Genomic DNA, 14076 nt, shown 5'->3' with positions numbered 1-14076 from the left:
TCTCAGGCGCGGGCGGTTTCGCTCACGCGCCGCTTCTCGCGGACGTAGACCTCGCGGCGCACGCGCGCGACGACATCGCCGGCGGCATCCCTCACCTCCGTGTCGAACCACTCGAGCACCTTCACGCCGCCGCGGGCGCGCTCCCGCAGTTCTTCCGCCTTCTCGCGCGACACCTGGAAGTGGGCCGTCAGCACGCCCCGGCCGGGCTTGAGGAACTCGATCTCGCCGCGGGTGTCCCAGACCACGTAGTCACGCCCGAGCTGGTGCATGACGAGCATGAAGAAGTATGGGTCGGTCATGGAGGAAAGCGACCCGCCGAAGGCGGTTTTCACGTAGTTGCGCGTGATCAGGTTCACGTGCAGTTCGACCGTGGCCTCGGTCCAGTCGTCGGAGAAGCGGCGCACGCGGATGCCGCTGAAGAGGTTGGGTGCCCACAGGCTCATGCCGAGGGCGAGTCGTCGAGGGGTTACACGCATGGCTCACAGTGTGGCGGGTCACCACAGCCCCAGCGGAAATCGCCTGTAGCCGGTCCACAATCCCGCGAGTGAGTATTCGTGCTCTCGAGTGAGTATTCGACGTGCCAATCAAGTATTCCTGCGGGTGAGGCAAGCGCTCACGGTGCCCTCGCTCGGCCGCTCCTGCGGCATCCGCTCGCCCCTTCTTCGGAGAAATCCACATCATCGGGCCAATGCGGCCCCTCGCGTCCGAAGAAGAGGTGATCTCCGACATTGTGGCGGGCTCCGGCCGCGCCGCGCCGCAGCGCGGGCGGGTCCGATCCGGGGAGCCCACGCGTCTTGACGTCGCCGGGCCCGCGCCGGGAAGGTGGGGGCATGACCGAACCCACCGAAAAGGCCTGGCGTCGCGTCGACCGCTACCTCACCGACACCCTCGTGGGGCACGATGCCGCGCTCGAGCAGGCCGTCGCCGACCAGAACAGCGCCGGCCTCCCGTCGATCGAGGTCGCGCCCGTCCACGGCAAGCTGCTGCACCTGCTCGCCCGCATGAGCGGCGCCCGCCGTGTGCTGGAGATCGGCACGCTGGGTGCGTACTCGACGATCTGGCTGGCGCGCGGTATCCCTGATGACGGTCAGGTCATCACGATCGAGGCCGAGCCGGGCAACGCCGCCGTCGCGCGGGCCAACCTCGACCGCGCCGGGGTGGGCGGCAAGGTCGAGATCCTCCTCGGACGCGCCGCCGAGGTGCTCCCCACCCTCGAGGGGCAGGAGCCCTTCGATCTGGTCTTCATCGACGCCGACAAGGAGTCCAACACGATCTACCTCGACTGGGCCGCGCGGCTGGGCCGCCCCGGCACCGTCGTCGTGGTCGACAACGTCGGACGTGCCGGTCGTGTGGCGGATGCCGACACCACCGACCCGCAGGTGATCGGCACCCAGCGGGGCCTGGAGATGCTCGGCCGGGACCCCCGGTTCGACGCCACCGCGATCCAGACGCTGGATGCGAAGGGGTGGGACGGCGTCGCGATCGCGCTCGTCGTCTGACCTTTCGCACGGCCGGTGGCCTGTGGCGCCGCCGCGGTCGTCACTAGAGTGGGGAGCAACGGACCGACGACGTTTCCGAGATCCACCCTCCACAAGCAAGGAGTCATCCGTGGCACTGATCGATGCTGTAGGCGCGCGAGAAATTCTGGATTCGCGCGGCAATCCCACCGTCGAAGTGGAGGTGCTGCTCGACGACGGCATCGTCCAGCGTGCGGCCGTCCCCTCCGGCGCATCCACCGGCGCGTTCGAAGCGTACGAGCTGCGCGACGGCGACAAGAGCCGCTACGGCGGCAAGGGCGTGCTCAAGGCCGTCAACGCCGTCATCGACGAGCTCGGCCCGGCCGTGGAGGGCATCGACGCCAGCGAGCAGCGCATCGTCGACGAGATCCTCATCGCGACCGACGGCACCGAGAACAAGTCGCGCTGCGGCGCGAACGCCATCCTCGGCGTGAGCCTGGCGGTGGCCAAGGCCGCCGCCGACAGCGCGGACCTGCCGCTGTTCCGCTACCTCGGCGGCCCGAACGCGCACGTGCTGCCCGTGCCGCTGTTCAACGTCATCAACGGCGGCGAGCACGCCGACAACGGCATCGACATGCAGGAGTTCTTCCTCGCGCCCATCGGCGCGGAGACGTTCGCCGAGTCGCTGCGCTGGGGCGCCGAGGTCTACCAGGTGCTCAAGAGCGAGCTGAAGGCCGCCGGCTACGCCACCGGTCTCGGTGACGAGGGCGGCTTCGCCCCCGACCTGCCGAGCAACCGCGAGGGCCTGGAGTTCCTCGTCCGCGCGATCGAGAAGGCCGGCTTCACGCCGGGTGCCGACATCGCCCTGGGCCTGGACGTCGCGGCCACCGAGTTCTTCAACGACGGGGTCTACCGCCTCGACAACAAGGACTGGACCGCCGCCGAGCTCACCGACTACTACGTGGGCCTGGTCGACGACTTCCCGATCGTGACGATCGAGGATGCGCTGGCCGAGGACGACTGGGACAACTGGACCGCCCTCACCGAGAAGCTGGGCCGCAGGGTGCAGCTCGTGGGAGACGACCTCTTCGTCACCAACCCCGCGCGCCTGGCCGACGGCATCGCCCGCGGTGCCGCCAACTCGCTGCTGGTCAAGGTCAACCAGATCGGCACGCTGTCGGAGACCCTGGATGCCATCGACCTGGCGCACCGCTCCGGCTACACGACCATGCTCTCGCACCGTTCGGGCGAGACCGAGGACACCACCATCGCCGACCTCGCGGTCGCCGTGGGGTCGGGTCAGATCAAGAGCGGCGCGCCCGCTCGCAGCGAGCGCGTGGCGAAATACAATCAGCTTCTGCGCATCGAAGAGGAGCTGGGCGACGCGGCGACGTTCGCCGGCCGCTCCGCCTTCCCCCGCTTCAAGGGATAAGCGCAGAACGCAGACCGAATGAGAGGGGGAGCCGTGGCGAGATCGACGGCTCCCCCTTCTCGTTCGCCCCAGGTCGATGTGCGGCAGTGGCTGGGCGGCATCCGCCTGTCCGGCTTCATGATGATCATGCTGGGCCTGGTCGTGCTCGGCGCGCTGGTGCTCGTGCCCACGGTGGGCACCTACCTCGACCAGCGGCAGCAGATCGCCGCACTCGAGCGCTCGGTGCAACTGGGCGAAGACGAGGTGGCCGAACTCGAGGCGACGCGTGACCGCTGGGGCGACCCGGCCTACATCACGACGCAGGCGCGCGAGCGGCTGTACTACCACCGCCCCGGCGAGGTCGTCTTCCTCGTCGACAACGATCTGCCCGCGCTCGAGGTGCCGCAGGAGCGGGCGCCGGTGAGCTCGGACGTCGAACAGACCCAGCACGACTGGATGGCGCTCCTGGTGCGCTCGGTCGTCGCTGCCGGTACGGCCGAGACGGTCACGTACGAGATCGGCGTGCCAGACCCGCCCGCGGAGCAGCCCGCGCCCTGACCGGCATGTGCTCAGCGTGCTCACGGTAGCCTGGTTCGGTGAGCACCCCGCCGTTCGACCCCGCCGACGACGCCGACCTCGCGGTCCTCCGCGAGCAGCTCGGTCGCCCCCCTCGGGGTGTGCTGGGGATCGCGGCCCGCTGCGTATGCGGCAACCCGACCGTCGTGGCGACGGCTCCACGGCTGCCCGACGGAACCCCGTTCCCGACCTTCTACTACCTCACCCACCCGGGTGCGACCGCTGCGATGTCCACGCTCGAAGCCGAGCAGGTGATGAAGGACCTTTCCGACGAGCTCGCCGCCGATGAGGAGCTGGCCGCGGCCTATCTGCGCGCGCACGAGGCGTACCTGCGCGACCGGGCGCCCTACGGCGAGGTGCCCGAGATCGAGGGGATCTCCGCCGGCGGCATGCCCACGCGCGTGAAGTGCCTGCACGCCCTGGCGGGGCATGCACTGGCGGCGGGCCCCGGTGTGAACCCGATCGGCGACCGCGCGCTGGAGCTGTCGTCCTGGTCGCCCGAGCGGTGCACGTGTGCCCACCCGGGCGGGCGGGTGTCATGAGCCGCAGCCTCGCAGCGGCCGCGGTGGTGCTGGCCAGCGTCGGGCTGCTCGGGGCGGCGCCCGCGCCGGCGCCTTCGCCGGTCCCGGTGACCGCTCCCGACCCGGTGCGGGCCGCGCAGTACTGGCTCGACGACTACGGCATCCGCGACGCCTGGGAGACCACGCGGGGCGCGGGCACCCGCATCGCGATCATCGATACCGGGGTGGCTCGGGGACCGGCCGAACTGAACGGCGTCGTCGCCGGCGCGGACTTCTCCGGACTGGGATCGCCCGACGGTCGCACGCCCGTGGGAGCGGTGGATGCCGCGCACGGGAGCCTCGTGGCATCCCTCGCCGCAGGCCGCGGCACCGGGCCCGACGCCGGCGTGATCGGAGTCGCACCCGAGGCGGAGCTGCTGTCGCTGTCGCTGTCGTTCGGCGCGGCGGCGTCCACACCGTTCGCCGACCAGGTGGCCGAGGCGATGCGGTGGGCGGTGGACCACGGGGCCGACGTGATCAACCTGTCGTTCACGACGAACACCCTCGACTGGCCGCAGAGCTGGGACGACGCGTTCCTGTACGCCCTCGAGCACGACGTCGTCGTGGTCGTGGCCGCAGGAAACCGCGGCAGCGGCACCGACCGGGTGGGAGCCCCGGCCACGATCCCCGGCGTGCTCACCGTCGGCGGCGTGGACCGCACCGGCAAGGCGAGCGTCGAGGCATCCACGCAGGGCATCACCATCGGGATCAGCGGCCCGAGCGAAGATCTGCTCGGCGTCTCGCCGGAGGGGAACACCGTTCAGTGGAACGGCACGAGCGGCGCCGCGCCCATCGTCGCCGGCATCGCGGCGCTCGTCCGCTCGGCCCACCCCGAGCTCGACGCAGCGAACGTCATCAACCGCATCGTGAAGACGGCCACCCCGGCAGCCGGGGCGTCGGGCCCGCGCGATCCGCTCTACGGCTACGGCCTGGTCGATGCGTCCGCGGCGGTGTCCCAGGCGGTGGCAGCCGTCGAGACGAACCCGATGGGCGACCTGAAGGAGTGGATCCGGCTGTACCGCCGAGCGGATGCCGAACCCGCGCCCGTCCCCACGACGGGCCCCGTCGCGGTGCCCCCGCTGCCGGCCGCCGATCCCGCCACCCGACCCACCACGCCCCTGCTGCCGTCGGAACACACCCTGATCTACGGCACCCTTCCGCTCTCGGTGGCCACCGTGGCCGGTATACTGGTGGCGCTCGGTGTCACCGCTGCTACCCGGCGCATCAGATCGGCTCGCGCGCACCGTGTGCCGAGCAGCCCAATCTAGGAGTTGTCTTCCCGTGACCAGCACCGTGCCCAGGATCCTCATCGTCGGCGGCGGCTATGCGGGCTTCTACACCGCATGGAAGCTCGAAAAGCACCTTCGCAAGGGCGAGGCCGACGTGACCATCGTCGATCCGCTGCCCTATATGACGTACCAGCCGTTCCTCCCCGAGGTCGCCGCAGGTGAGATCGAGGCCCGCCACGTCGTGGTGGGGCTCCGTCGTCACCTCAAGCGCACGCGGGTGGTCACCGCCAAGGTCACCGGCATCGACCACGCGAACAAGGTCGCGACCATCACGCCCGCCGTGGGAGAGCCCTGGCAGCACGAGTACGACCAGATCGTCGTCACCGCAGGCGCCGTCTCGCGCACCTTCCCGATCCCGGGCATCGCCGAGAACGCGATCGGCCTGAAGTCGGTCGAAGAAGCCGTCGCGATCCGTGACCGCATCCTCACCAACTTCGACCGTGCCGCGAACCTCCCCGCCGGTCCGGAGCGCGATCGCCTGCTGACGGTCGTGGTCGTCGGTGGCGGCTTCGCCGGCATCGAGGTCTTCGCCGAGATGCGCGCGCTCGCCTCGTCGCTGATCGAGAACTACCCGACGCTGACGTTCGAGGACACGCACTTCCACCTCATCGAGGCGATGGGCCGCATCATGCCCGAGGTGTCGCTGAAGACGAGCGAGTGGGTGCTGAAGGACCTCGCCAAGCGCGGGGCCAACGTGCACCTCGACACGCAGGTCAAGGGCGCCATCGACGGCAACGTCGAGCTCTCGACCGGGGAGGTCATCCCGACCGACCTGATCGTCTGGACCGCCGGTGTCATGGCCAACCCCACGGTCGTCCGTGGCAGCGACCTGCCCATCGAAGAGCGCGGCCGCATCCGCACCCGTGCCGACCTGCGCGTCGGCACCGACGAGGAGATCGTCGAGGGCGCCTGGGCGGCCGGCGACATCTCCGCCGTCCCCGACCTCACCGGAAAGGGTGTCGGCGGCTACTGCGTTCCCAACGCACAGCACGCCGTCCGCCAGGCGAAGCTGCTGGCCAAGAACCTCACCGCGGTGCTGCGCGGCGAACTGCCCAGCGAGTACATCCACCACAACCTCGGTGCGGTGGCGGGTCTCGGCCTCTACAACGGCGTCTTCCAGTCCGGCAACATCGCGCTGAAGGGCTTCATCGCCTGGATCGCGCACCGCGGCTACCACGGCCTGGCCATGCCGTCGTGGGAGCGCAAGTGGCGCGTCATCGGCGACTGGTGGCACAACCTGTGGCTGAACCGCGACAACGTCTCGCTGCAGGCCGTGCAGAACCCGCGCTACGTCTTCGAGGAGTTCGCCGCCCGTCCGCGTCCCGCCACGTCCGACGCGCCCGCGCCCGCGCCCGCGCCCGCCATCGACCCCAAGACGGTTGTGGCAGAGAAGGCCGGCAAGGCGCCCGAGCAGACGACGGCATCCCGCTGAATCTCGCGCCCCGCATCGGGGCGATAGGGTGGGCGCGGCGTTCCGAGCGCCGCGCCCCCGTAGCCCAATGGCAGAGGCAGGCGACTTAAAATCGCTTCAGTGTGGGTTCGAGTCCCACCGGGGGTACGCACGCACATCGTCGCCCGGGCCGGGGATCATGGCCTCTGGCGCCTCCCGTACTTGCGCCTTACTGTCGGGGAATGAACGCGCCAGCCGAGGGCCGGGGAGGCCCCGCGAGCGATTCCGGGAGCACCCAGGCGCCTGAGCGCCGCGCGCGATCCCAGCGCGCTCAGCGCACCAAGCGCCCCAAGGGCACGCCGATGCTCATCGTGCTGATGATCATCGTGGTGCTGCCCTCCGTGCTGCTCGCGGACGCCTGGGGCGCGGGGGCGGCGGGGATCATCGGCGGCCTCACCGGCATGTTCTCGCTGGTGGTGTTCATGGGCGGCCCCCTGCGGGCCGACCTGCGCGTCGCTCTGGTGATGGGCCCGCTGCTGATCATCGCCGCGGCTGTCCCTCGCCTCGTGGCCGAAGCTTCGCGTCCTGCGGCGATGGCGCTCGTGGTGCTGCTGGCCTTCGTCGCCGCGCTCCTGCCGGTGATCGGTCCTCGCTTCGCCAACGCGGGCATGGGTCTCGGCATGACGACCATGTTCGGCTACGGCTACGCCCCGATGGGCGGGGCCGACCACCAGCAGGTGATCGCCGCCGCCGTCGCCGGTGTCGTCGTCGCACTCCTGCTGCGCATCCTGATGGGGATCTCGGATCCATCGAAGCCGACCCGCGAGCAGATCGCCGACGTGCTCGTCGCCGATGACCCCAGCGCGGCCACGGCGACCGCGTTCGGCACCTGGCTCAGCGACGGCCGGCAGCGCTGGCTCGCCGACGCCCTCGAGGGAGCCTCGCGGTACCGGCTGGCCCTCCGCACCGCAAAGGTGGCGCGGGCAGCCGGGGCCGACGCCGCCGGCGCCGCCCTCCAGGGGCGAGCCCGCGAGCTGGCCGAGGAGCTGAAGGCGAAGCCCGCACGGGACAAGCCCGGACAGGACAAGCCCGTGACGGCGGCGGCGGCCCCCGCCGCGGCGCCCGATGCCGCGGACCCGCACCTCGCCGAGGCGGCGAGCGCTCTGGACACCGTGGAGCAGGCGATCCGCGAGCACGACACCGCCGCTGTCCACCTCGATCGCGATCGGCGCCACCAGCTCGGGGATGCCGTGCTGCACCCGTCGGCACGGGTGAGGTCCATCCAGCTCCGGCACGCTCTGCGCGCGGCGCTCGCGGTGCTGCTGATGCTGCTGATCACATCCGGCCTGGAGCCGGGCGATCCGCTGGTGTCCACGGCGCTGCTGACCACGTTCAGCATCCTGCAGGCCAGTTGGGGCGACACCGTGACCAAGACGCGGAACAAGATCATCGGCGTCGTCAGCGGCTCGCTCGCGGTCGCGGTGATCCTGCTCGTCGTGCCGCACAGCTACCTCGTGGCGGTCGCCGCCGTGTCCCTGTGCCTGGGGCTGTGGTACATCGTCACCCGCCCTGCGCTGGGTGCCGCGTTCATGGTCGTCGTGAGCGTCGGCTTCAATGCCGTGAACCGCGATCTCGATCCGGTCACCCTCTTGCTGCAGTACGTCGGGCTCACCGCGAGTGCGGTGGTGGTCGGCGTCGTCTTCGGCTTCGTCGTGATCCCGGGCTTGCGGCCCGCACCGCTGCGGCGGCGCATCGAGAACGCGACCTCCGCCACCGCGAGCGCCCTGCGCGCCTCGTCGCACGGCACGGGTGCGTCGCAGCCGGAGGAGATCGCGCTGTTCCGCGACGCCACCCGCGCGCAGGACGAACTGGTACCCGACCGTGACCGGCTCGACGAGCGGCAGCTCGCCGAGCTCGACGACCTGCGCACGGGGCTGCGCGACATGACCACGCTGGCCGAAGCCACGACGCTGACGCCCGAAGAGCTGGAGCAGGTCCTCCACGCGCTGAGTCCGGAGGACCCGGCCGGCGAGGGGGCGCAGGACGGCACCGCCGCTGAGGAGTCGGGCGCGGCATCCTCGACCCTCTGGGACCTGGCCCAGCGGGCCGGATCGGCCGAGCGCTACCTCCTGCGGACGCTGCCGGTCACCCGCTGACGCGGCACCTCCACCCCCGTTCACGCACCGGTTCGCCGGCGGCCCTAGGCTGGCGTCGTGCTCGACCTGCTCGGCGCCGCCGCCGCCTCGCCCGCTGCCCCCATCGGCCACTGGGAGGCGATGACGGCTGCCGTCGCCGATCTGTCCGGTCCCGTGGCCGCGATCAGCGTGAGCGCGCTGCGGTTCAATGCGCTCGATCTCGTCGTGCGTGCCGGCGGCGTGCCGATCCGCCTGGCCAGCAAGTCCGTGCGGGTGCGCGAGGTGCAGGATGCCGCACTGGCGCTCCCGGGTTACCACGGCATCCTCGCCTTCAGCCTTGCCGAGGCCCTGTGGCTGGCCGAGCGGCACGACGACGTCGTGCTGGGGTACCCGAGCGTCGACCGTGCCGCCATCGCCCGCCTCACCGCAGACGAGCGCTCAGCGTCGCGCATCACGCTCATGGTCGATGATCTCGCGCAGCTCGACGTGATCGACAGCGTGGCGCCGCCCCGCTCGCGCCCGCCGCTGCGCGTGGCGCTCGACGTCGATGCCTCCTGGCAGGCACCGGGCTTGGGGCACATCGGTGTGCGCCGCTCGCCCGTGCACGATCCCGCCGAAGTGGCACGCCTCGCGCGGGCGGTCGCCGGCCGCGACGGCTTTCGGCTCGTCGGCATGATGATGTACGAAGCGCAGATCGCCGGGCAGCCCGACGCGACCGGTGCGGGCGACGGCGTCGTGCGGTGGATGCAGCGCCGCTCCGGGCACGAGCTGCGGGAGCGTCGCGCGGCGGTGGTCGCCGCGGTGCGCGAGATCGCACCCCTCGAGTTCGTCAACGGTGGGGGGACCGGCTCGCTGGAGTACACCGCCGCCGACGAGTCCGTCACCGAGGTGACCGCAGGAAGCGGGCTGCTCGCCGGGCACCTGTTCGACGGGTACCGGGCGTTCGAACCGGCGCCGGCAGCCGCCTTCGCCCTCGAAGTGGTCCGTAAGCCGGCGCCGGACATCGCGACCGTGCTCGGCGGCGGATGGATCGCGTCCGGCCCTGCGGTGCCGTCGCGCCAGCCCGCGCCGGTATGGCCCGCCGGGCTGCGTACGCTCCCGCGCGAGGGCGCAGGGGAGGTGCAGACGCCGTTGCAGGGCGCCGCCGCGCGCAGACTGCGGGTCGGTGATCGCGTGTGGTTCCGCCACGCCAAGAGCGGGGAGCTCGCCGAGCACGTCGACCGCTACCGGCTCATCGATGGCGGGCGGATCGTGGGGGAGACGCCCACCTACCGCGGTGAGGGGATGAGCTTCCTGTGACCCGGCCCGGCGGAGTCTGGCGCAACTGGGGTCGCACCGCCCAGGTGCGCCCGCAACGGGTCGAGTTCCCCTCGACGGTCGCGGCGGTCCGCCGATGCGTGCAGGCCGCGGCTGCGCGGGGACTTCGCGTCAAGGCGGTGGGAGCGGGCCACAGCTTCTCGGAGATCGCCGCCGCCCCCGACGTGCTGGTCGATCTCAGCGATCTCACCGGCCTGGTCGCAGTGGACCGCGAGCGCGGGCGGGTGCGCCTGCGGGCGGGCACCAGACTGCACAGCATTCCGCGGCTGCTCGCGCCGCACGCCTTGGCGATGCCGAATCTGGGGGACATCGACCGCCAGACCATCGCGGGAGCGATCTCCACAGGCACGCACGGCACCGGTGACCGCTTCGGCGGCATCGCCACCCAGGTCGTGGCCGCGACGCTCGTCACAGCCGACGCCGAGGTGCTCACCGTCGACGAAGACGAGAACGCCGGGCTGCTGCCCGCCGTCGCCCTGGGGCTGGGCGCTCTCGGCATCCTCGTCGACGTCACCCTGCAGTGCGTCCCGGCGTTCGTGTTGCATGCCGTCGAACGCCCCGAGCCCCTCGACGCCGTCGCCGAAGTGCTGCCGAGGCGCCACGCGGCGGCCGACCACTTCGAGCTCTACTGGTTCCCGCACACCGACGTGGCACTGACCAAGACCAATACGCGGCTGCCCGCGAGCGCACCGCGGCACAGGCTGTCTGCCCGCGCACGGTTCGTCGACGACACGCTGCTGTCCAACGGGCTGTACCGGGTCACCTGCGCCGCGGGCGCCGGGGCTCCGCCCCTCGTGCGCCCCGTGAACCGGCTCGCCACCCGGCTGACGGGCGATCGCGAATACACCGACGACTCCCACGCCGTCTTCACCCAGCGCCGGACGGTGCGCTTCCGGGAGATGGAGTACGCCGTGCCGATCGATCGCCTCTCCGCGGCGTTCGGCGACCTCCGCACGCTCATCGCCGATCGGGGCTGGCGACTGTCGTTCCCGGTCGAGGTGCGCACCGCTGCCGCCGACGGACTCTGGCTGTCGACCGCGCATGCGCGGGACTCCGGCTACATCGCGGTGCACCGCTACTGGCGGGAGGACCCCGCGGAGTACTTCGAGGCCGTGGAGCAGGTCATGCTGCGCCACGAGGGCCGGCCGCACTGGGGCAAGATGCATGGACTGGATGCCGCGCAGCTGCGCGAGCGTTACCCGCGCTTCGCCGAGTTCACCGCGCTGCGCGATCGGCTCGACCCCACGCGCATGTTCCACAACGCCTACCTGGAACGCGTTCTCGGTGGGTAACGACTGGGAGTGGGACACCGTGCGTCAGCGGGCTCCCCGCGTGCGATTAGGATGGGAAAAACTCGGAGGGGAGTCGGGGGCACATGTGGGAATGGTTGATCCCGGTACTGATCGTCGTTGCACTGGTCATCGTCGTCGGCATCTATCTGTGGGCGACGTACAACTCGCTCGTCGCGCTGAATGTCCGCGTCGATGAGGCGTGGAGCGACATCACGGTGCAGCTCAAACGGCGCGCCGATCTGCTGCCGAACCTGATCGAGGCGGTCAAGGGCTACGCCGCGCACGAGAAGGCGGTGTTCGAGAACGTCACCCGCGCCCGCGCCGAGACGCTGTCCGCCACCGGCCCCGCCGATGCCGGCGTGGCGGAGGGGCACATGCAGCAGGCGCTGAAGTCGCTCTTCGCCGTCGCGGAGGCGTATCCGCAGCTGCAGGCAAGCCAGAACTTCCTGCACCTGCAGCAGTCGATCGTCGACACCGAGGACAAGATCCAGGCGTCGCGCCGGTTCTACAACGGTGGCGTGCGCGAGCTGAACACGAAGATCCGCGTGTTCCCGAACAACCTCTTCGCCCGCAACCTCGGCTTCCATGAGCGGGAGTTCTTCGAGGTCGTCGACGGCGCGGCCATCTCCGAGCCCCCGCGCGTGCAGTTCTGACACCGGACACCTCGAGGCGGACGGGCCGTGTATTCCGCGATCGCCCGCAACAAGCGCAACACGTGGCTGATCCTCATCGGCTTCGTTGTCGCCATCGCCGCGGTGGGTGTTCTCGCCGGCTGGCTGGCGGGTAACAACTGGTGGATCACGGCGTTCGTGCTGGTGTTCGCCGTCGGCTACGCCACGGTGCAGTACTTCGCCGCCGATCGCGAGGCGCTCGCGCTGTCGGGAGCGGTGGAGGTGTCTCAGGCCGACGCCCCGCGCTTTCACCGCATCGTCGAGAATCTCTGCATCAGCACCGGCACCCCCCTGCCGAAGCTCTACGTCGTCGACGACCCCGCTCCCAATGCCTTCGCCACCGGACGCACGCCTGAGCAGGCTGCGATCACGGTCACGACGGGCCTGTTGGATCTGTTGACGGATCGCGAGCTGGAAGGTGTGCTCGCGCACGAGCTCGCCCACATCCGCAACTACGACATCCGCGTCTCGCTCGTCGTGTTCGGCCTCGTCGTCGCAGTGGGGGCCCTGTCGGACATCGTGATGCGCATGGCGTTCTTCGGCGGCGGCCGACGGGGCGGCAACAACCAGTCCCAGCTGATCTTCCTCCTCTTCGGTGTCGTCGCCGCGGTCATCTCGCCACTCGTGGCAGCCGTCGTGCAGGCGTCGATCTCGCGGCAGCGCGAGTACCTGGCCGACGCCACAGGGGCGCTCACGACGCGCGACCCGGAGGGGCTGGCATCCGCGTTGGAGAAGATCGGCACAGCGTCCCAGCCCCTGCAGCGAGCGAACACGTCGATGGCACACCTCTGGCTGGCCGACCCCCTGCGCCCGGGCGGGATGACCCGGCTCTTCGCCACCCACCCGCCCCTGCCGGAGCGCATCGAGCGCCTGCAGACGATCGGCGGACGGTTCTGACATGCCCGCCCCGCTGCGGCTGTCGCGGCGCGACGCGCGCCGTCTGGCGGTGCGGGCCCAGCTGCTGAGCGATCCCCGCCCAGCCGGCATCGTCGAGACGGTGTACGCCCTCACCGCCGTGACGGTCGACCCCACGGCCGCGATCATGCCGAGCGCGGACCACATCCTCTACAGCCGTCTCGGGTGGCCCTACCAGCCCCCCGACCTGCGGCAGGCGGTGGAGGTCGACCGCGACCTGTTCGAGTGGGACACCGCCTACCGCGTGATGTCCGACCTGCCGCTGTACCGGGCCACCATGGCCCGTCGGCCCGAGTACGCGCGCACGCGGGATTGGTTCGAGGCCAACGACGGATTCCGCCGGGATGTGCTCGACCGGCTGCGCGCAGAGGGTCCGCTGCACGCGGCGGAGATCCCCGACAGTGCACAGGTGTCGTGGAAGTCCACGGGATGGACCCACAGCCGCAACACGACGCAGATGCTCGAGATCCTCCTCGCCCGCGGCGACGTGGCGGTGTGGGGCCGGGACACGAAGGGGCGGCTCTTCGACGTCGCAGAGCGGGTCTACCCCGAAGACCTTGCGTACGTCGCCGAGCCCGACGCCGCGCGCGAGCTCGCCGAGCGGCGACTGGCCGCGCAGGGCATCGCGCGGGCGAAAGGCACCACCGGCGAGGTCGGCATCGCGGCCGTCGTCGAGGACACCGAAGGGCTCTGGCGGGTGGATGCCGAGATGCTCGCGGAGTCCGCCGCGTTCGCCGGGCGCACAGTGCTCGTCTCGCCCCTGGATGCGCTCGTGGCCGACCGGGCCAGGCTGCAGGCCCTGTTCGGGTACGAGTACCTGCTGGAGATGTACAAGCCGGCATCCGCCCGTCGCTGGGGGTACTTCGCGCTGCCCATCCTGCACGGCGACCGGTTCGTGGGGAAGCTCGATGCGCGCGCCGACCGGCGCGCGGGCGTGCTGCAGGTCAACGCGGTGCACGAGGACGACGGCTTCGACGACGACGCGCGGGCCGCCGTGGCCGTCGAGGTCGAGGCTCTCGCGGCATGGCTGGGCCTGGAGCTGCGTGGCTGGGAGTGATCAGCG

13 protein-coding genes and 1 tRNA gene are annotated in these 14076 nt (G+C 71.0%); 13 read left to right on the top strand and 1 reads right to left on the bottom strand.

The features are described 5' to 3' along the window. Window positions 1–2: 2 nt before the first annotated feature. The gene (locus QNO14_RS09250; protein ID WP_257505032.1) at window positions 3–476 is read right to left on the bottom strand and encodes a DUF4442 domain-containing protein; all 474 of its coding nucleotides are present in this window, start codon (window positions 474–476) and stop codon (window positions 3–5) included. A 354-nt stretch (window positions 477–830) separates the two neighbouring features. Between QNO14_RS09250 and QNO14_RS09245 the strand changes: the two genes are divergently transcribed. From QNO14_RS09245 to QNO14_RS09185, 13 genes are all read left to right on the top strand, one after another. Then, window positions 831–1499: an O-methyltransferase gene (locus QNO14_RS09245; protein WP_257505031.1), complete on the top strand. Its 669-nt coding sequence runs from the start codon at window positions 831–833 to the stop codon at window positions 1497–1499. Window positions 1500–1608: 109 nt separating this feature from the next. Further along, window positions 1609–2889, top strand: a complete 1281-nt coding sequence (gene eno / locus QNO14_RS09240; RefSeq protein ID WP_257496048.1) for a phosphopyruvate hydratase — start codon at window positions 1609–1611, stop codon at window positions 2887–2889. Between the two features lie 33 nt (window positions 2890–2922). Next, window positions 2923–3426: a septum formation initiator family protein gene (locus tag QNO14_RS09235; protein ID WP_257496049.1), complete on the top strand. Its 504-nt coding sequence runs from the start codon at window positions 2923–2925 to the stop codon at window positions 3424–3426. Window positions 3427–3464: 38 nt separating this feature from the next. Beyond that, the gene (locus QNO14_RS09230; RefSeq protein WP_257505030.1) at window positions 3465–3986 is read left to right on the top strand and encodes a DUF501 domain-containing protein; all 522 of its coding nucleotides are present in this window, start codon (window positions 3465–3467) and stop codon (window positions 3984–3986) included. Continuing rightward, window positions 3983–5272 (top strand): S8 family serine peptidase, encoded by a 1290-nt coding sequence (locus QNO14_RS09225; protein ID WP_257505029.1) that lies wholly within the window; start codon window positions 3983–3985, stop codon window positions 5270–5272. The genes QNO14_RS09230 and QNO14_RS09225 overlap by 4 nt, the downstream gene beginning before the upstream one ends. 25 nt (window positions 5273–5297) lie before the next feature. Next, window positions 5298–6725, top strand: coding sequence for an NAD(P)/FAD-dependent oxidoreductase (locus tag QNO14_RS09220; RefSeq protein ID WP_257496114.1), 1428 nt, complete (start codon window positions 5298–5300; stop codon window positions 6723–6725). A gap of 53 nt (window positions 6726–6778) precedes the next feature. Next, window positions 6779–6851 (top strand) — tRNA-Leu (locus QNO14_RS09215). Between the two features lie 74 nt (window positions 6852–6925). Continuing rightward, entirely contained in the window at window positions 6926–8839 is a 1914-nt protein-coding gene (locus QNO14_RS09210; protein WP_257505028.1) for an FUSC family protein, read from the top strand. 120 nt (window positions 8840–8959) lie between these two features. Further along, window positions 8960–10117, top strand: a complete 1158-nt coding sequence (locus tag QNO14_RS09205; protein ID WP_257505307.1) for an alanine racemase — start codon at window positions 8960–8962, stop codon at window positions 10115–10117. Continuing rightward, the gene (locus QNO14_RS09200; protein ID WP_257505027.1) at window positions 10114–11427 is read left to right on the top strand and encodes a D-arabinono-1,4-lactone oxidase; all 1314 of its coding nucleotides are present in this window, start codon (window positions 10114–10116) and stop codon (window positions 11425–11427) included. The genes QNO14_RS09205 and QNO14_RS09200 overlap by 4 nt, the downstream gene beginning before the upstream one ends. An 83-nt stretch (window positions 11428–11510) precedes the next feature. Beyond that, a complete protein-coding gene (locus QNO14_RS09195) occupies window positions 11511–12080 on the top strand; it encodes a LemA family protein (protein WP_257496054.1) in 570 nt (189 codons plus the stop codon). A 27-nt stretch (window positions 12081–12107) separates the two neighbouring features. Continuing rightward, complete coding sequence (locus QNO14_RS09190; RefSeq protein ID WP_257505026.1) at window positions 12108–12995, top strand: M48 family metalloprotease; 888 nt, start codon at window positions 12108–12110, stop codon at window positions 12993–12995. A 1-nt stretch (window position 12996) separates the two neighbouring features. After that, window positions 12997–14070: a DNA glycosylase AlkZ-like family protein gene (locus QNO14_RS09185; protein WP_257505025.1), complete on the top strand. Its 1074-nt coding sequence runs from the start codon at window positions 12997–12999 to the stop codon at window positions 14068–14070. Window positions 14071–14076: the final 6 nt, after the last annotated feature.

Source organism: Microbacterium sp. zg-Y625, assembly GCF_030246925.1.
Lineage (GTDB): Bacteria > Actinomycetota > Actinomycetes > Actinomycetales > Microbacteriaceae > Microbacterium > Microbacterium jiangjiandongii.
The sequence above is the reverse complement of the archived record's forward strand: the minus strand, read 5'-3'. Positions and strand labels throughout refer to the sequence as shown.